The 18,231-nt window shown below is 36.1% G+C and carries 19 protein-coding genes and 2 pseudogenes; 15 read left to right on the top strand and 6 right to left on the bottom strand.

The features are described from left to right. Positions 1-30: 30 nt before the first annotated feature. Positions 31-861: a squalene/phytoene synthase family protein gene (locus ACP8HG_RS07210; protein ID WP_187044981.1), complete on the bottom strand. Its 831-nt coding sequence runs from the start codon at positions 859-861 to the stop codon at positions 31-33. A 516-nt stretch (positions 862-1,377) separates the two neighbouring features. Here ACP8HG_RS07210 and ACP8HG_RS07205 point away from each other — a divergent pair. After that, entirely contained in the window at positions 1,378-1,578 is a 201-nt protein-coding gene (locus ACP8HG_RS07205) for a hypothetical protein (protein WP_438298425.1), read from the top strand. Further along, positions 1,550-1,663 (top strand): GNAT family N-acetyltransferase, encoded by a 114-nt coding sequence (locus ACP8HG_RS07200; RefSeq protein ID WP_187047900.1) that lies wholly within the window; start codon positions 1,550-1,552, stop codon positions 1,661-1,663. Before ACP8HG_RS07205 ends, ACP8HG_RS07200 begins: the two co-directional genes overlap by 29 nt. 671 nt (positions 1,664-2,334) lie before the next feature. On the opposite strand, the gene ACP8HG_RS07195 is transcribed toward ACP8HG_RS07200, so the two are convergent. From ACP8HG_RS07195 to ACP8HG_RS07185, 3 genes are read right to left on the bottom strand one after another with little or no spacing between them, the layout of a single operon-like run. Then, a complete protein-coding gene (locus ACP8HG_RS07195; protein ID WP_438298424.1) occupies positions 2,335-2,937 on the bottom strand; it encodes a hypothetical protein in 603 nt (200 codons plus the stop codon). A 6-nt stretch (positions 2,938-2,943) separates the two neighbouring features. Then, positions 2,944-3,498 carry an anti-sigma factor family protein gene (locus ACP8HG_RS07190; protein WP_438298423.1) on the bottom strand — a complete coding sequence of 185 codons (555 nt, stop codon included), beginning with the start codon at positions 3,496-3,498 and terminating at the stop codon, positions 2,944-2,946. Further along, positions 3,488-4,030: an RNA polymerase sigma factor gene (locus ACP8HG_RS07185; protein ID WP_438298422.1), complete on the bottom strand. Its 543-nt coding sequence runs from the start codon at positions 4,028-4,030 to the stop codon at positions 3,488-3,490. The genes ACP8HG_RS07190 and ACP8HG_RS07185 overlap by 11 nt, the downstream gene beginning before the upstream one ends. A 482-nt stretch (positions 4,031-4,512) precedes the next feature. On the opposite strand from ACP8HG_RS07185, the gene ACP8HG_RS07180 reads away from it, so the two are divergent. Both ACP8HG_RS07180 and ACP8HG_RS07175 read left to right on the top strand, forming a co-directional pair. Continuing rightward, complete coding sequence (locus ACP8HG_RS07180) at positions 4,513-4,845, top strand: hypothetical protein (protein WP_438298421.1); 333 nt, start codon at positions 4,513-4,515, stop codon at positions 4,843-4,845. Between the two features lie 380 nt (positions 4,846-5,225). Beyond that, the gene (locus ACP8HG_RS07175; RefSeq protein ID WP_187044976.1) at positions 5,226-5,999 is read left to right on the top strand and encodes an SDR family oxidoreductase; all 774 of its coding nucleotides are present in this window, start codon (positions 5,226-5,228) and stop codon (positions 5,997-5,999) included. Positions 6,000-6,370: 371 nt separating this feature from the next. Here the strand turns inward: ACP8HG_RS07175 and ACP8HG_RS07170 are convergent. Next, positions 6,371-6,934 (bottom strand): annotated as a pseudogene (locus tag ACP8HG_RS07170) (ATP-binding domain-containing protein); the annotation flags it as partial. A 166-nt stretch (positions 6,935-7,100) separates the two neighbouring features. Here ACP8HG_RS07170 and ACP8HG_RS07165 point away from each other — a divergent pair. The 5 genes and pseudogenes from ACP8HG_RS07165 (at position 7,101) to ACP8HG_RS07145 (ending at position 13,924) form a co-directional block, all read left to right on the top strand. Then, positions 7,101-7,659, top strand: a pseudogene (locus ACP8HG_RS07165) (cysteine hydrolase family protein). A 388-nt stretch (positions 7,660-8,047) separates the two neighbouring features. Continuing rightward, positions 8,048-8,464, top strand: coding sequence for a VOC family protein (locus ACP8HG_RS07160; protein WP_399632559.1), 417 nt, complete (start codon positions 8,048-8,050; stop codon positions 8,462-8,464). Positions 8,465-9,974: 1,510 nt separating this feature from the next. Further along, a complete protein-coding gene (locus tag ACP8HG_RS07155; protein WP_187044972.1) occupies positions 9,975-12,206 on the top strand; it encodes a YcdB/YcdC domain-containing protein in 2,232 nt (743 codons plus the stop codon). A 280-nt stretch (positions 12,207-12,486) separates the two neighbouring features. Next, the gene (locus tag ACP8HG_RS07150) at positions 12,487-13,428 is read left to right on the top strand and encodes a thymidylate synthase (protein ID WP_067209777.1); all 942 of its coding nucleotides are present in this window, start codon (positions 12,487-12,489) and stop codon (positions 13,426-13,428) included. Between the two features lie 16 nt (positions 13,429-13,444). Then, on the top strand, positions 13,445-13,924 hold the full coding sequence (locus ACP8HG_RS07145) for a dihydrofolate reductase (RefSeq protein WP_438298420.1): 480 nt from the start codon (positions 13,445-13,447) through the stop codon (positions 13,922-13,924). Between the two features lie 57 nt (positions 13,925-13,981). Here ACP8HG_RS07145 and trhA read toward each other — a convergent pair whose 3' ends face one another. Next, positions 13,982-14,617, bottom strand: a complete 636-nt coding sequence (trhA, locus tag ACP8HG_RS07140; protein WP_338656500.1) for a PAQR family membrane homeostasis protein TrhA — start codon at positions 14,615-14,617, stop codon at positions 13,982-13,984. 73 nt (positions 14,618-14,690) lie between these two features. Here trhA and ACP8HG_RS07135 point away from each other — a divergent pair, with 73 nt between their 5' ends. Genes ACP8HG_RS07135 through ACP8HG_RS07110 form a run of 6 tightly spaced genes read left to right on the top strand, consistent with a single transcriptional unit; the run spans position 14,691 to position 18,182 of the window. Next, a complete protein-coding gene (locus ACP8HG_RS07135) occupies positions 14,691-15,530 on the top strand; it encodes a DegV family protein (protein ID WP_438298419.1) in 840 nt (279 codons plus the stop codon). A 38-nt stretch (positions 15,531-15,568) separates the two neighbouring features. After that, on the top strand, positions 15,569-16,384 hold the full coding sequence (locus ACP8HG_RS07130) for a GDSL-type esterase/lipase family protein (RefSeq protein ID WP_438298418.1): 816 nt from the start codon (positions 15,569-15,571) through the stop codon (positions 16,382-16,384). A gap of 11 nt (positions 16,385-16,395) precedes the next feature. After that, complete coding sequence (locus ACP8HG_RS07125) at positions 16,396-16,971, top strand: YpmS family protein (RefSeq protein WP_067209763.1); 576 nt, start codon at positions 16,396-16,398, stop codon at positions 16,969-16,971. Between the two features lie 12 nt (positions 16,972-16,983). Beyond that, on the top strand, positions 16,984-17,514 hold the full coding sequence (gene msrA, locus ACP8HG_RS07120) for a peptide-methionine (S)-S-oxide reductase MsrA (protein ID WP_438298417.1): 531 nt from the start codon (positions 16,984-16,986) through the stop codon (positions 17,512-17,514). Further along, on the top strand, positions 17,511-17,930 hold the full coding sequence (gene msrB / locus ACP8HG_RS07115) for a peptide-methionine (R)-S-oxide reductase MsrB (RefSeq protein ID WP_067209758.1): 420 nt from the start codon (positions 17,511-17,513) through the stop codon (positions 17,928-17,930). The genes msrA and msrB overlap by 4 nt, the downstream gene beginning before the upstream one ends. 30 nt (positions 17,931-17,960) lie before the next feature. Next, positions 17,961-18,182, top strand: a complete 222-nt coding sequence (locus ACP8HG_RS07110; RefSeq protein WP_067213957.1) for a YozE family protein — start codon at positions 17,961-17,963, stop codon at positions 18,180-18,182. Positions 18,183-18,231: the final 49 nt, after the last annotated feature.

Genomic DNA, 18,231 nt, shown 5'->3' with positions numbered 1-18,231 from the left:
TTCGAAAGTCATTAAAAACACTGAAACAATCTAACCGTGTTTTTGATCATTAATAATCTCGTCCACAGTGGATTCTACTTCTGTACGTGACATTTTTTCTTTACCATTTTTTAATGTTTTTAAAGTGCTTTTTGCTAAGGCAAGCGGAATTTTACAGAACAACAAAATATTTTTTGTGTCAATCGATTCTATATATTCATCGGCTTTATTCAAATTCGCTGTTGCATAGGCAAACATATCGTTTCTATCCCAACCATCGGGTATAAAACGTACGCCGCGATCAGCATCTTCATCTTGATTGCGTAGCATATTGACAGCTTGCAAGCCTCGGCCATAGCCAATCGCTAAGTCTCGATCCGTTTTCGTGCCGTCATACAACTCCCATATATCAGATAACATAATGCCAACTAAGCCAGCTACATAATATGTATAATCATCTAAATCTTCTTTCGTTTTTACAACCCAGTCTTTTTCTACCCAACGGGCCATACCATCGGCCATAATACTCGTCGACTCTTTAACCTTGTCAATAATACTTTCCGGGCATACGGAAAGCCAATCACCCAGTCTTAACGTAACCTCTGGTAAAAGACTCTCATAGGGCTTTAAAAGTTGTTGATAGGCTACGTCATCAAAATCAGTTTGTAAAAGTTTGCTAGTCGAACGCAACAAGTGCTGCTTAGTTTCAGCTTCTAAGTCCTCGTGATCTTCAATTTCATCAATCGCACGCATACATAAATAGGCAGAGCCGACCGTCTTTCTTAATGTCGGATTGAGCAGCTTAATTGGAATATAAAAGGTTCTACTTGTTAGCTTTAGTACATGCATAGCTTCTTTTTGTAATTTAGCTTCATTACTCATTGAGATTATCCCCCTTCAACCTATGGCAGTGTTAGTAGATTAATTAGCATGTTTACGCTTTTTGTTGACTTGTCATTATAACTTTGAACGCAGGCTCAATAACTGAAACTCAAGGTACCTACAGTGTTAACTAGTTAGATGCAAAAATCTGATTTTCAAGGGAACGTTAAATAACAATCCTAGAACTTCCCAAATATACCCCTATTTCTAGGAGCAGCTGAAAATAATAGTTATACTTTCATTTAATCATAATTAGGTGAAAAACGGAAGTCACTAAAGTCACTAAAGCCACTTAATATGAGATAATGGGTGAAAAAGTATTGTGTTGTAGTGAATAATTTAAAAACGTGGCAAACTGTTGCGAGAATATAATATTTAAAAAAGAGGTGTGATTGTTGATAACAGAATTATATGAAGTACATTAAGCAGTAAGTGACTTAGATTAGAGAAATAAAAACTTCAGATGCAGAAAATTTTGTCTATCTTACTCGGCAAGTCGAGGGAAGTACTGAATATATGCTCTGGGAAGTAGGAGAAAGAAATATTCAACCCGAACAACAACGAAAAATTATAGAGGGTATAGAGGAAAACGAGACCTCTACTATATTTGTTGCTGAAACTGACAATGTGTTAGTGGGGTACTTATGGCTGTTGGCGGTAATGCAAGAAGAAGAAACATTCTTCCTATATTGTTATTGGAATAGTAGAGGATTATAGGGGACAAGGAAGGGGAAGAATGTTATTTAAAGAGTTGGAACAATGGGCATCTAACCATAATATACATCTAATATACATCGTTTAGAACTGGCAAGGGAGTCAAAGAAATATTTTAGATAAATATGGTGAAATGAGATTTAATGGGGGGAGAAGATGAAAAAAGAAAAAAGTCAAGAAGGTTTTTTTAAAAACATACTAAATGAGATTCAAAATTCAATCTTATTTGAATTAATTTGGAGTATTTTATTATTTATACCGAGAATGATAATTCGATTAATCAAGAATATTTATTGACTTATTGTTATGTTCTTATTGAGTAATGTAGTTAACTACTTTCCTGAATCGGTGTTATGTCAATCTGTTGTGTATGGCGTATACAAACCCGTTTAGCAACATAATGTTTTCGATTTATGAAATTGGGGGACATGCCTTAAAGAAATACTTCATCCTTTTATTGCTCATTGATACGGGCTACATGACTTGGAAAAATTAGAAACTATATAGCTCATGGCAATATAAGTGAACCTATTGATAAAAAGTCGGACTAGATATCATGATTTCGGACTGGCTGTACTTCACAATAGTACTTGACTCAATTGGGATACCATATAATAAAACTATTAATATTCTTTGCGCTGGAAATTTTGCTATTGATGATTAAAGATTATTATCAATTTTAAAATGCTGAACAACTAAATTTTTTTCATCACTAAAAAGACTCTCACTACAATTATTTACTAAGTGAGAGTCTTGTAATCAGTCTAATTCTAATACGATCGGTTCAAGTTGTTTTTTTATCTCTACAGTAACCGGCACTAATTTGAATGTACTTGGAATTTGTTCGTAACCGTCAAATTGTAGTTTATAAACGGTACGATTATTAATAAAATCTACATTTGCTCGGTCAGAAGCAATTAATCGATCGTTAATGACCATTTCCCAACTACTTGCACGAACTTCTGGCTCACCTTCCGTAGAAATTTGTAAATGTAATATGTCTTGTTTGATTTCTAATGCATCGATTATATATGTTTCATTTTCAAATTGAAATGGCTGTAACTGTGCTGCATTCACTTCCGTCTCATATAAATCGAAAACATCCGCTTTCATTTCAAGCACCTCGAATGTCGCTGGCTTTGTATGTCTCGGAACAGAAGTCGTATAAATCATTTCCCCTAATACATCTGTACCTCTACCACTACTACTATGAATATTGATCATAGGTCGTTCGCCTTCTGGTAAATACTTTGTTCGTATAATTAATTGTCCTGCTTCATTTCTAATCGCAAATTCAATTTTTGATCTCATTTTACCGAAAAAGGCGTAATGCGTATCGAGTAGCAATGGGTCAGCACTCACTTTATATTAAAATCGAGTTCGAATTTCCTTGTATAAATTATCATAATATTGCTGGTATTTATCCTTAAATTTGACTCGAAAATGAATATCAATGTTATCTCCATTTTCTACAACTTCATTAATCGAAACATCCAAAAATGGCTCATTTAAGTTAGGAACTTGTTCGGCTGCTAAAAGGTCTTTCTGCTCACGACTGTTAGCTTCAGCTAATTGAGTTGGCTCGTCAATCTGCTGTGCTACTTCATTCGGTGTACGATTTAAAGAATAAAGTGCGAAGCTTAACACAATAACTGCTGCACCGATTACACTAATTTTTAATGTATGCCAAGATTTTTTACGCTTTGTATTTGTTTGAATACGTTGCATAATGAAATCAGCTTGACTATGTGTCATCATTGGCTTATTGAGCTGTGCAAATAAAGATTTTTGTTCATTTACTAATTGCTCATATTCACTCTGACAATTTTTACAGTATTGCAAATGAGCTTCCATTTTTTGTTGCTCACTATCTTCTAAAAAACCTTCTATATAATCTTCCAACAAGTTCGAATTACATTTCATAATAATAACCTCCCTTTGTCGTTCCGATTGACCTTAGTTTTCTTTTACTACGGTGCAGTTTGTTACGAACGTCATTTAAAGAAATTTGTAGCACTTGCCCGATTTCATCGTAGCTAAGCCCATTCACATATTTTAATAACAATACGGAATGTTCAGTTTCATCTAACTGCTGAAGAAGATGCTCTAATTGCTCATTTGTTTCACGTAATAACAATATTTTTTCCGGATAACGACTATCCGTTACTTCGATATTGATTGGTGTCGTTTGATACTTATGCTTTCGTAAATGATCAAAACAATTATTGACCACAATTCGATAGAGCCATGCATTAAATGACCCTATATTTTCATACTTATGTAGGTTATAGTACACCTTAATAAAAATATCCTGAACGATATCTTCTGCGACAGTACGATTTCGGACAATTCGTATAACAGTGTTAAATACTTTCTGTTCATAATGTTTGATAACGTGTGCAAAGTAATGATCTCCTCCGTGCTTTACTCGTGCAATCACTTCATCCATCTCCATCCGATTCACCTCCTTACTACTATAACGAACAAATCATTATTTCCTCTCAAGATAATTTTAATTTTTTCTATTTAAGAGAAACTTATTTACTGTTTTATTGAATAAAAAAACAATATTTTTCTCTATTTTTAATATTTGATAATTTTTTTGGGAAATTTGTTCTTTTCTAAACAACTCGGGATTCTAACTTTCAGAATTTTTAACCTCCGTTTTATAGACTCACGAAAAGCCCGCTCAGATTAACGTTTTGTGGGCTTGAATTGTTGTCATTTTTCCCCGTAGTTATAAAAAATTAAATAATAAGTCAATTTAATATTCGAAATTATTTATTTAGGATTAAATAGGTGGTACAGCTCGCCCGTATAACGAACAAATCTAGTGAAGGAGCTACAAGTGTGAGCTATGGTTAAATAATTTATTCATGGTATTATATTTACAGTAATAGAATGTAACAATTCAGAAAAATACTGGGAGGTTTATTTATGAAAAGAAAATCAGTTCTTATTCTTGGTTTTGTAGGAGTTCTCGCACTATCAATTGGTTTTATGAAAGACTTGCAAGGTACAAAGGTATTTGCACAAAATGAACAACCAAGAGTAGAAGATGGACAAACAGACACTAATAGCCAAGATCAATACAAAGTAATAACAAGAGAGGAACAAGAAATTAGAGAAAGTATGTTAGCTGAAGGAAAAGAAGTTTCCACAGTTATAACAGCGAAAGAGCAAGAAATAGTCGGAAATATGTCAGCTCAACAAGGGTTTATTCCACAAGCAAATGGAACGGGTTTCTATTTTGAAAAAGAGAAAAAATAAGTTTACTTGTTAAACTCCCATGAAAATAAAAAAAAAAGCTCTTATTATTGATAATAGCGCATAAGAAAAAAACTCAGATAAAGTTTTTTTGAAAAAAGACTGAGCCTTGAGAAGGATAATATTGAACTGAAAGGTAAATCAAGAATCAGCTCCATTCTTCAGAGAATAAAGGCTGGGCAGTAACCAGAGTAGGATTAATCTCCCATAAGTGCGACCCGTATTGGGTGCGACAGTCTATGTGATGCACCGGAGTCTCCAGTACCCATTCTGCATATATATTCATCCTTTTAGGTGTAGCGCTGATTTTGCACTACATGTATGGCTAACGGGCAATCGTAGAGATGTATTTAAATTTAATATTGTAATGGAGGAATGTTTTAATGAACCAAATAATAGGGGGAATTGCTATTGTTACAGGTGTAAGCCGCCTAAAAGGGATTGGTGCGGCTATTTGTAAAGAGTTAGCTGAAGCGGGCTATCATATATTTTTTACCTATTGGACAGAATATGATAAAAAAATGCCTTGGAGTATTGATTTAAATGAGCCAATGATATTAAAAGAAGAATTAATAAAAAAAGGTGTTAAGGTATCAAGTATGGAGTTGGATTTAACTCAATATGATGCTCCTGAACAACTTTTAAGTAGAGTTTCTGAACAACTTGGTTATCCCGATATCTTGATCAATAACGCAGCATATTCAACTAATAACGATTTTTCTAATATAACTGGCGAAGAATTAGATAAACATTATATGGTAAATGTTCGTGCGACGACACTATTAAGTAGTAAATTTGCCCAAAATTTTGATAAGAAATGTGGTGGAAGGATAGTCAATATTACTTCAGGTCAATTTCAAGGACCGATGCCTGGTGAATTAGCATATGCAACAACAAAGGGAGCCGTCGATGCTTTAACTATCACATTGTCGGCCGAACTAGCCCCTTTGGGAATAACGGTCAATGCAATAAATCCAGGTCCAACTGATACAGGGTGGATGACAGAGGAAATAAAAAGTGAATTAAAACCAATGTTCCCTTTTGGTAGAATTGGTGAACCGAAAGATGTAGCAAAAATGATTAAATTTCTAGTGAGCGACGAAGCAGATTGGATTACAGGTCAGATTATACACTCGGAAGGTGGATTTAAAAGATAATTAAACTAAAAGCTTTGATTCTAGAACCATATTACTGTATTTAATTTCAATGTATATCTAATTAAGAACTATTAATTGGTGCTTTATTGGTAGATCATTGAGTTGCAATGCTACTCTTTTTTCTTGTTCAACTGAAGATCGAGTTTATTTTAATAAGTTATTACTTTTTCATTTTAATCTTAATCTTTATCTGAAAAATGTGGTGAATGTTAGAGAGGATTCACATTAAATAAATAATTAATGATATTTTTAATGTAAAAAACCCGAGAAATATGTAAGTAGTGAATAAAAACTTACATATTCTCGGTTGAGTAATATTATTCTTATTTAGGTAATTGCCCAAAGTGTTTATCGTTAAAATTACGACTAATTCAAGCTTTGATAAAATTTTCTTGCAAAACGTTTCGCAAGAATGGGCTCGGTTTACCTACACTGTATAGCTGTAAAAAATGCATAGCCCTGGTGCAGGCTGTGTAAAAAACTCTACGCAGGGTCCTCATCACCATATACTAGCTCAGATGCGTCATAAATGATGACAGCGTCGAATTCGATACCTTTGGATAAATACGACGGTATGACAATAACTCCTTTTTCATATTCAATGGAGCCGTTCTTCAAGAGCATAATTTCATTAATGTTAGACAGGGCTTCATATGCACTTTAACTATCCTTAGCTGATTTGCATATTATGGCAATACTATTATAGCCAAGATCTCGTAAATCCACGACTTTTGATGCGATGTTGCGGTGGAGTTCTGTGTGATCGAGCAATTGTGTCTGCGCGGGTAGCTCGCCGTCGCGTTCGAAAGGGATAATCCGTTAGGTACTAGTCTGCGTGTAAATTCGATAATTTGTTTTGTGGATTGGTAGCTGCGTGTGATGTTAATCACTTCCGTTTCAATCTGTCCGTATAAGCTCATAAGTGTGTGGAAATCATCCATTTATCATTAAAAGAAATTGTGCTAAAATTAAATCATCTAAGGATTTTGAAAGCTAATTCAAGAGTAGATATTATGACTAATAACAAAAAAATACTAAGAGGTATACGTCTAAATAAATTTATTTTATTGCGTTACCTGACACTTGAAAGGGGAAAAACATTTGAATCAAGCAGTGTTAATTATTGATGCTCAACAAGAATTAATTGATGGGAATCAAGTAGAAAGTGCAGTTTTTAATAAAGAGCAACTTATTAGGAATATAAATTTTTCTGATCGAAAAAGCATGGGAATCTGATGTTCCAGTTGTCTTTGTTAGGGATTTAGATGTTGCTGAAGGTAAAGGTAAAGGGTTTCAAGTTCACGATGAAATTAATGTGCCTACTGATACAAAATTTTTCGATAAGACTGCAACTAACTCCTTCTATGGGACAGGACTTCTCAATCATTTAAGATTGCAAGAGGTTGAACATATTGTTATTATGGGTTGTAAAACACAACACTGTATAGATAGTGCAGTCAGAACAGCAACTATTAATGGTTTTGATGTTACATTAGTTGGTGATGCCCATTCAACAACAGACAGTGGTTTTTTAAGTGCAGAACAAATAATAAAGCACCATAATGAAACACTTCATGGTCATTACAATGTTGAACACTTTTCAATTGTGAGAAATGCAAAGGAAGACTTGTTTCATCCAAGTCATGATTCATATAGATAATTTAAGAGTGCAATACGGAAATGTTTGCTAGTAATTGAAAATATTGAGATTAATATCCCGATTCCTTGGCATAGTAACTAAGGAATCGGGATGTTTTAATGAAAATGAGTTTGAAACAAATTGTAACTTCTAAGTGAATTCAACTAAGTATGTGAATTGGTGCACTTAAACTAATGAGTGCATTACTCGGACAATTATACTGTATCTTTACTTCTTCCAGTAAAGATACAGTATAATTAAATGTGGGATTAGAAGGGGATTTCAATTTATATTAAAACTAGTGCCCAAATAATTATAATAGAAATATATTAAACTTGGATGATAATAAATTCAACTTAAATAGAATAAGTCTTTATTAAGGATAATAATATTGAACGGAGGAAGTAAATTGGAATATGTTTTAGATCATGTTGGAATAGCTGTTAGAAGTATTGATGATGCTCTTCCCTTTTATCTTAATGTGTTAAATGGATTAGTAGAGGACCGTTATACAAGTGATACACCTGGCGTTGAAGTGCACGTTGCTGTTGTCAGAACTAATGATAAAGTAATTGAATTACTCGCACCAACCAACAAGAACTCTCCAATGGCTAGGTTTATAAAGCAACGGGGAAAAGGAGTGCATCATATTGCATATCGAGTTGACGATTTGGACAAAGCAATACTCGAGGCAAGTGAAAATGGAGTTCGTTTTCTAGAGGACACATTACGTACTAATGCACGTGGAAGAAGACTCATTTATATTAATCCCGCCTCAACTGATGGAACATTAATTGAACTTTGTAGCTATTCTACGAAAACTTAATTAGTAGAAACAATATCTAATGATTTGTATGTTCCATCTAAAGTGATGGATATTTGGTGGACGAGGAGTATATTTTTGTTAAACAAATAGTATTAGTCGCGGGATTATAGATAGCCACCTAAAATTCCTTCTATTGATGAGCAGATCTTATTTCATAAATATTATTGACACAGAAGTAGGACTATTCAAGATGTGAAATCATGGCTTTTAATCCTGATCAAAGACATTCAAGAATTTTGAGACAAAGGAGATGTAAAATGGACCTATGGATTATAATTAAACAAAGTTATGTATTTATTTCTATTTTTATAATCATAATGCTTCTAAGCTTATTAATAATAGGTTCCATTTGGAAAAAACGTGTCAACATCCCTAAATCGTTAGCTACACTAACAATAATAATTTTCGGATTATTAATAATCTTTTCGTTATTTTCATTGATTTTTATAATTTCTTTTGGATATAATTCTTAATAAAAAATACTTCAGCAGCTCCCATAACGGATGTGATGTCTACTATTACACGCATGTAGCATTTAAGCTTAAAAGGTCGATTGCTTATCAGGGAAGTCGATCTTTCTGATTTGGTTATCTTGTACTCAAGCATCTTTTTCAATTGGTGCAAACATACTTAATATTTATTCCCTAATCTACTGTTTCATAGTCTGGCCTTCTAGCACAACCTCGAAAAATCATTACAAGAATGATTCAACTTTCTGATGTCAATCCCCTTTAAGCACTCAAAAACAGTACCACTAACAGTTCAATAATGATCTTGAACAGTTACATAAGAGTAGTACTTGTAGAAAATTAATTACAATACCTACTAATAAATAGTCTCTTATCGCCTTTAGATTTATTGGTAAATCTTCGATGTTTTTTTTGATTTTTGACGAGAATAGTATATGAACAATCACGTCCCGCAGCCAACCGATCATATAACACTGGGACCAATCATACCTCGCAGCTGACCGATCATATAACGCCGGGACCGATCATACCTCGTAGCCAACCGATCATATAACGCCGGGACCGATCATACCTCGTAGCCAACCGATCATATAACACTGGGACCAATCATACCCCGTAGCCAACCGATCATATAACACCAGGACAAATCATACCCCGTAGCCAACCGATCATATAACATCCAGGACTAATCATATCCCGCAAATAAGAATAAGAAGAACATTATTGCATACCTGGGTCATTCTAGTTATCAAATAGGTGGAAAAAATAGGTATATTATATTAGTAGCAATCATAAAATAAATTTAATTGTTTAAAATCAACAATAGAAATGGAGGATTGAATAATTTTAATACAAGCTGTGCGCAAAGGGGGGAATTGTTCAGATATTATTTTAATAATGGTTAATTACTCCTGAAACTTCGGTACTGTTTAAAGAAGTGTAGGGATATTTTAATAAAGAGTAAATGAAATGCGGAATTAATTAACAATTAATGGAGTTAGATGTACGATTTAGGGACTACTGATATTAGGAGGGTTATATTGGTTAATTTAAAGAAAATTGGTATTGTATTAAGCTCTTCTGCTTTATCTTTTGGAATGTTTGCGTCTGTTGCCGGTGCTTCAACCACAGTGAGTGGGCAGCCTGGAAAAGTACAAATTCAGGTTGCTTCAACAGAAACAGTTTTCACAAAAGACGATTTAATAAAGAGGTTTAATGAGTTTTTTCCTAATCGGTTTGACTTCTTAACGAAAAGTGATTTTCAAATGGGTGGCAGTCACTTTTATCCTAATGACGATAAGTTACGTTATGATTTAGTGTTCACTAAGACAATTAATGGTAAGCAGTTATATGGTAGTGTTGTATTTGTTGGAGAGGAATTAGAAATTGAGCAATTTTACTATCAACCGTCTAATGAAGCAGAAGCGTTATTTCCCGCAAAGACCTCAAAGGAAGAGGCTAGAAAAATAGCAGTTGATTTTGTTGGGGAATTTATTGATGGAGAGAATTATCAATTAGAAACAGATCCCTTCAACTACTTTCCACAACAAATATTAACAGAACCAATTCGGTACTCATTCTCATTTTCTCGTACTAAAAATCAAATATCCATTTCTGATCAAAGAATAGAAGTATCTGTTCTTGGAAATGGTGAAGTCGTTAATTTTTACAGAGATTCTAAGAAGTTGGACTCATCAACTTATGATGATATAAAACAAATAAAAGATAAAAATGAAACTTTAGAGAAAGTAAAAGGAAATCTTTCAGTCGATTTGCAATATCAAATTAATCATGATTATCAAACGGGTGATCGCAGTGTTCAACTTGTTTACCAACCAACAACAAAGTTGCGTGGAGTTCATGCTTCTTCAGGTAAGTGGTTAACTGCAAACGGGTACTCAGCAGATTTACCTGAGGAGACAAAGATTGTAAAGGTTATAGCTAACCCACTACCGCCAAAACAAGATGGAATGACTTTAGAGGGTGCAAAGAAAATTGCAGAGCAATTCCTTAAAATTAATTCTGAAAAGGTTAAATTAAGTATTCAATCTATCGATGAGATAGAAAACTATAATGGACAGGCAGTAATTAGTATTCAGTACATGTATAATTATGAGAATGGCGGACACGGAACAAGTATGGAAATAAGTAAAAATACCGGAGAAATTATTCAATATAATGATATAACAAGCCAGATTTTAGAGCAAATTGGAGAGAAACCTAATAAAAAGGACTCTCTTTCTAGTAAGGAAGCCCTTGCGCAAGCAGTAAAATATGTGAAAGAATGGGCTCCTTCCTCTCTGCACAACTATGCTATGCCTGTAGAAGAACCCTATTTTGAAGAGAGACTAGGTGCCTATCAATTCAATTTCCCTAGAATTAAGAATGGCATTGTTGTGATAGGTGATCAAATTAATGTTGGCATAGCAGCTGATGGCTCCTTAAATAGCATTAATGTCAATTATCAAGAAGTTGAACAATGGCCAACGATTAATAAAGTGATTTCTGAGGAAGAAGCAATAGTTCTATTGAAAAAGGCACTTAGTCTAAAACTTACCTATATGAAACAAGAGAAAAGTGAAGACGAAAATCATTATGATTTAGTATATTTACCTGTATTTAACGAAAATCCGTTTAGTTATTTAAATGCCAACACGGGAGAATGGAATAGTCTGTTTGGTGAGAAAAATTCATCTGTTATTTCACATCCTTGGGCAGAAGAGGAACTTAATTATCTTATCAATGCTAAAGTCTTAGAGATAAAAGATAGTAAAGACTTTAATGGGGATGCCTCAGTATCAAAAGGAGAAGCACTAAAAGTCATCATGAATTCACTCACTTATATTTATTACGGTGGTTATTATTCTGAAAAAGAAAACAAAAACCAAACTTTTGAGAATATAGACCCGAAACATCCGTTATATCAATCGATTGAACGGGCAGTTGAAATGGGCATTATTAAGCCGGATAGTCAAAGTTTTTCACTTGATTCTCCAATCAAAAGGGATGAATTAGCAGCTTGGTATATACGCGTTCTAGGACTTGAACAAGCAGCTAAAGATAATAGTATTTATAAACTTAGTTTTGCTGATGCAAATAAAGTCCAAACAGAATACATTGGTCATGTTGCCTTGGCGAACTCATTAGGGTTGTTAAAGACAGAACAAAACCAATTTAATCCTGATAGAGAAGCGACATACGCAGAATTGGCAGTTTCAATTATTCGTCTTGCTCACAAAATGACTGAAAAAGGCAGAGGCTTGGGTTATTAAAATATAGCCATCTAGGCCTCGCAATGTGATTTTTTAAAACCCCTTTACCATTGGAGTTCTCAAATGGTAAAGGGGTTTAGTTTGTGCTAGAAGTTCACTTGAGTAAATATTCATATAAGTGTAATGAACAATGGGGTAATCCAAGAGTCTTCTCGTTATCAAGGACGAAAAACACAGTTCTGACATGGTTATTTAGAATAACCACGCCAGCGCTGTGTTTTTTATTATGATAGCTAGATCTTATTTGATATACTGAACACTAGCGCAAGGAGGCTTTTTAATGAAACAGTATTTAGAATTATGTAAACACGTTCTTGAAACAGGTGAAAAAAAAGAAGATCGCACAGGGACAGGGACAATCAGTGTCTTTGGTTATCAGATGCGCTTCGATTTAAATGAAGGATTTCCCCTTATGACAACGAAAAAAACGGCTTTCCGTCTTATTTCATCTGAATTGTTATGGTTCTTAAAAGGCGATACGAATGTCAAAACGCTTATTGAAGATCGAAATCCTATCTGGGATGAATGGGCTTTTGAACAATGGGTGACAAGTTCCGAATATAGTGGTCCAGATATGAGAGACTTCGGACGTCGCGCTGCAAAAGAACCAGAATTTGCGGCTGTCTATAAAGTTGAAATGGATGCATTCAAAAAACGCGTAGTGGAAGATGAAGAATTTGCTGCGACATACGCAGATCTTGGACCGGTATATGGTAAACAGTGGCGATCATGGTCAAATGGAGAACAATCGATTGATCAAATTGCCAATTTAATTGAAGGCATCAAAAACAATCCCGATTCCCGCAGGCATATTGTTACTGCATGGAACCCTTCTGAAGTCGAAGATATGGCTTTGCCACCGTGTCATGCGTTGTTCCAATTTTATGTAGCAGATGGAAAGCTATCATGCCAGCTTTACCAGCGAAGTGCGGACATCTTCCTTGGCGTACCATTTAATATTGCATCCTATGCACTTCTGGTTCATTTGATTGCACATGAATGCGAACTTGGTGTTGGCGAATTCGTCCATACATTGGGGGATGCTCATATTTACGCGAATCATGTCAATCAAGTGAATGAGCAATTGACTCGGGAACCGCGAACTCTTCCGACATTAAAATTGAATATTGAAGGCAAATCGATTTTTGAATTAGAAACGCAAGACATCGAACTTGAAAATTATGAACCACATCCAAAAATCAAAGCACCAATTGCTGTCTAAAGAAAGGTGGATTTCCATGATTTCACTACTTGTAGCCCATGATCCGAACCGGGTCATTGGTATGAACAACGATTTGCCTTGGCATATTCCAGAGGACCTTGCTTACTTTAAAAAGGTGTCTATGGGAAAAGCGATGGTAATGGGACGTAAAACGTTTGAGTCAATCGGTAGACCTTTACCTGGGCGGCTTAGCATTATCGTTACACGAAATGAAGCATATACAGCTGAGGGTGCTGTTGTCGTACACAATCTAAATGATGCGATTGCAAGAGCAGAAGAGTATGCAGATGAAGTGATGATTATCGGTGGTGCGGAAATATTCCATGCGGCACTAGTAATAGCGGATCGCCTCTACATTACGTATATTCAAAAACAATACGAAGGGGATACTTTTTTTCCTTCATATGGCCCTGAATGGAAGCTCATATCGTCTTCGCAAGAACACAGTACAGAAGATGAAATTCCGTATTCATTTCTCATGTACGAAAAGGAATAACTAAAGCGGATGCGACTAGAGGTTTTGCACTGGAGTCAAGACAAATAAAAAACGTCCTCATGTATATAAGAGGACGCAGAAATACATTGAGGCACTGCCCGCAATAACAAACACATGCCAAATTGCATGGTTGTACGGGATCTTTCTCCACGCATAGAAAATCGAACCAAACGTATACAATAGACCGCCTATAACGAGTAGCGCGAATCCAGCGAGTGTTAAATGGGTGTATAATGGTTTGATGGCTATTAGTATAAGCCAGCCCATAACAATGTAAAAGATAAGCGAAACAAATTCAAAACGATGAATGAAAAAAACTTTGAATAGAATACCTGCAATGGCCAGACCCCAGACGATACTGAGCAGTGTCCAGCCTAGTACTCCTTTTACAGTGACAAGGAGAAACGGCGTATAGGTTCCTGCAATCAGAATATAGATGGCTGAGTGATCCAGTATGGAAAACAAGTGTTTGAATTTTATTGGCATGCTATGCAACAGTGTGCTCATAAGGAATAAGAGAAGCATAGAAAAACCGAAAATGGTGTAGCTGACCACATGCATCGCTGTGCCATGCCGAACAGCGTCAAGTACTAAAAACACAAGGGCGGGTATACTGAGAAGTAGTGCGATACCGTGTGTGATCGCATTCCACAACTCTTCTCGTCCATTTTTAAAATCAAATGCAACAGTCATGATTTTAACCTCCTTACCTTTTACTATACTAAAATTTATTGAGAACTGCTACTAATCGAGGGGAGTGCGCATTATGAAAAAAGTCCATATCGTCACGGATTCAACTGCCGATTTAAAAGAAGAGGACATTCTAAAATATGGCCTACATGTTGTTCCACTAACCATCCAAATTGATGGCAAAACGTATATCGATGGTGTAGATATACAACCCGAAGAATTTCTAACTATGATGAGAAATTCTGAGGAATTGCCTAAAAGCTCCCAACCGGCAGCAGGTGTTTTCAAGGAGTTATATGACAAGCTGGGTGAGGATGGCAGTGAAATCATCTCCATACATATGACTGGTGGCATGAGTGGTACTGTGAAATCTGCACAGGCAGCCGCTGAAATGACGGATTCCAAAGTTACTGTCATTGATTCGATGTTCATCTCACATGCGTTGATGTTTCAGGTAATGGAAGCGGCGAAATTGGCCGAGCAAGGAAAGTCAGTTACTGAGATCGTTGAACGGTTGAACTCAATCCGTAATAATACAACGCTTTTCGTTGTTGTCGATTCACTTGATAATCTGGTGAAAGGCGGCCGTATCGGAAAAGGGAAAGCAATGATTGGTTCCTTGTTGAATATAAAACCGATTGCGACTTTGCAGGATGGCGTCTATACACCCGTCGCAAAAGCACGCAGTCACAAACAAGTTGTAGCCCATCTATTCAAAGTTTTCAAAGAAGAGACTGCTGGCAAGATTATTCGAGGAGTCGGCATTTCACACGCCAATGGTTTGAAAATGGGTGAACCATTGAAGAAAATGATACAAGACTCGGGCATAAAAGATGTGAAACTTACATTTACTGCTCCAATCATCAGTACGCATACTGGTGAGGGAGCGATAGGTTTTATGTATTACGCAGATTAATAAATGATTCTTTATTGAAGAAAAGGGGAACTCTACGTATGAGAAGAGTATTTCTGATTGTGGTCGCCTTCTCATTATTTTTGTCCGGCTGTCAACAAACGCTAATCGAAAAAACAGGTGCTTTTTCTGATCGACAAGAGATTGCATTTACTGAGTGGGCAATCCCAGGGTACTTCATTCCTAAAAATATCCATGTGATTGGTTTAGGTGATTCACTGACCCAGGGTGTCGGGGATGAGCTGAAAAAAGAAGGTTATTTTGGCCGAGTAACTAACAAGATGGATGAATGGAAAGGGGTTAAGGATGTCGATGCGGCCAATTTGGCAAAGCGGGGTCGAAGAAGTGACCAGCTCATCGACAAACTGGTAGACCCTGAAGTTCAATCTTCTGTGAAAACGGCAGATTTAATCTTTTTGACAATTGGCGGAAATGATATTATGAAAGTCGTTAAGTCCAATCTATTCAATTTGCAGACGGAACCATTTTACGTTGAACTCGGTAAGTTTGAAAACAGGCTCGATGAATTATTTAGTATTATCCGAGACTTGAATGGCGATGCGATCATTATTGTAGCAGGTCTTTATAATCCGTTTTCAATTGTGACGGATGAAACAAATGAATTTGAAGATATTATTGCTGACTGGAATGAAGCGATTGAAGTTCGTGCCATGATGGACGGAAGGTCATGCTTTGTACCAGTTGTGGACTTGTTTGATTCAAATACAGACATGGTGTACCACACCGATTTCTTTCATCCGAATGCAAAGGGCTATGACTCAATGGCGGAACGTTACCTTGAAAAGCTGAAAGAATGTGGCTTGCAAAAACTATCGGACGGGGAATTGGAAATGTAGGAGCTGATCGCATGAATCGATGGAAAATTAGTTTTTTTGTACTTGCAGGACTTATTGCGGCAGCATTTGCAGCTGTTATAGTACTTATTGGATCTTCCGCCGAGTCGGTTCCGCTTCCTGAAATGAAAGTTTCGAATCAAGCGGACCATGTTTTAACAGTGAGGGCGACAAAAGAAGATTTTGAAGGTATTGCAAACACATTTATACGAAAAGCAGTAAAAGGTGAGCCGCTTCCGGTTACGATGAAAGTTGAAGATGATGTGGTCTTGTTTTCAGAAATGACGGTGTTTTCCTATACATTGCCGGTTATTATGCATTTTGACCCAATTGTTAGAGAAGACGGTAATCTAATATTAAAACAATCGTCGATGGAAATCGGACAATTGAACATCCCGCCTGCGACTGTTTTAAAAGTACTAAGGGATTCTGTGAAGCTTCCCCCTTGGATGATTGTTCGTCCTAAGGAGGAAGAACTGTTCATCGATCTCTCTGCAATCCCGTTATCAGGTGATTTACAAGTAAAAGCAAAAACATTTAACTTGGCGGATGATGAGATTATCTTGGAAATTATAATTCCAAAAGAATAGGGAGGTTTTACAATGGCGAAAGCATTGGCCACATTTGCAGGAGGTTGTTTTTGGTGTATGGTGAAACCGTTTGACCGATATGAAGGTGTCCATTCAGTCATTTCTGGCTATACGGGCGGCGATGTCGAAAATCCGTCTTATGAACTGGTTTGTACGAATGCGACCGGTCATCGTGAAGCAATTCAAATTACTTTTGAAGATGAAGTTATTTCTTATCGCGAACTGATTGACATCTTTTGGAGACAGATTGACCCAACTGATTCGGGTGGCCAGTTTTTTGACCGGGGTGAATCCTATCAGACAGCCATTTTTTATCATACACCTGAACAACTACAACTCGCTGAGCAAACAAAGGCTGAACTAGATGCTTCTGGGAAGTTTGACAAACCCATCGCAACGGATATTATACCTGCGAAGCCATTTTACGCGGCTGAAGAAGGACATCAAGATTATTACATGAAAAACCCGACACATTATAATAGATATGCAACTGGCTCTGGCCGTGAACGATTCAAATCTGACAACTGGGGTGAAGAAACATGACAGAAGAATTGAAGAAGAAATTAACCGAAATACAGTACCACGTCACACAGGAAAATGGGACTGAACCACCGTTTCGAAATGAATTCGACAGCCATTATGAAGATGGGATTTATGTCGATATCGTTTCAGGAAAACCACTTTTTAGTTCAAAAGATAAATATGATGCTGGTTGTGGATGGCCAAGCTTTACGAAACCGATTGAATCAATGGAAGTAATAGAAAAAACAGACATAACCCACGGCATGAAACGAGTAGAAGTGCGCAGTAAAACCGCGGATTCACATCTCGGTCATGTATTTCCGGATGGACCGGGTGAAGACGGATTGCGTTATTGCATCAATTCAGCTGCACTCCGCTTTGTATCCATTGACAACCTTGAAAAAGAAGGCTTCGGAGAGTACTCGAAACTATTTTAATTGATTGAAGCTGAGAAGGGAGATGAACGGATGGATCGGTCCTTTTATCGATTCGCCCTATCCTTCCGTGGTGGGGCGATGGATGATTTAAAATCAACGTTTGCGGAATATATGTTTAAGGATTCGAGTTTTCCAAAAGAAGAAAAATCTTTTGACCCATTATCGCGATATATCGAAGAAAAGGCGGATGCTAAAATGCCATCCGTCGTTTTCGATGAATTGTTTCTATTATATGAAGAGAGATTTTTATAAGTTGCACCTGCATCTTCTTTGCATAATGGATTAGTTGAATGTATGATTA

This window comes from Sporosarcina sp. FA15 (assembly GCF_051550195.1).
Lineage (GTDB): Bacteria > Bacillota > Bacilli > Bacillales_A > Planococcaceae > Sporosarcina > Sporosarcina psychrophila.
Note: the sequence above shows the minus strand (reverse complement) of the source record. Positions and strands in the feature narration are given on the sequence as shown.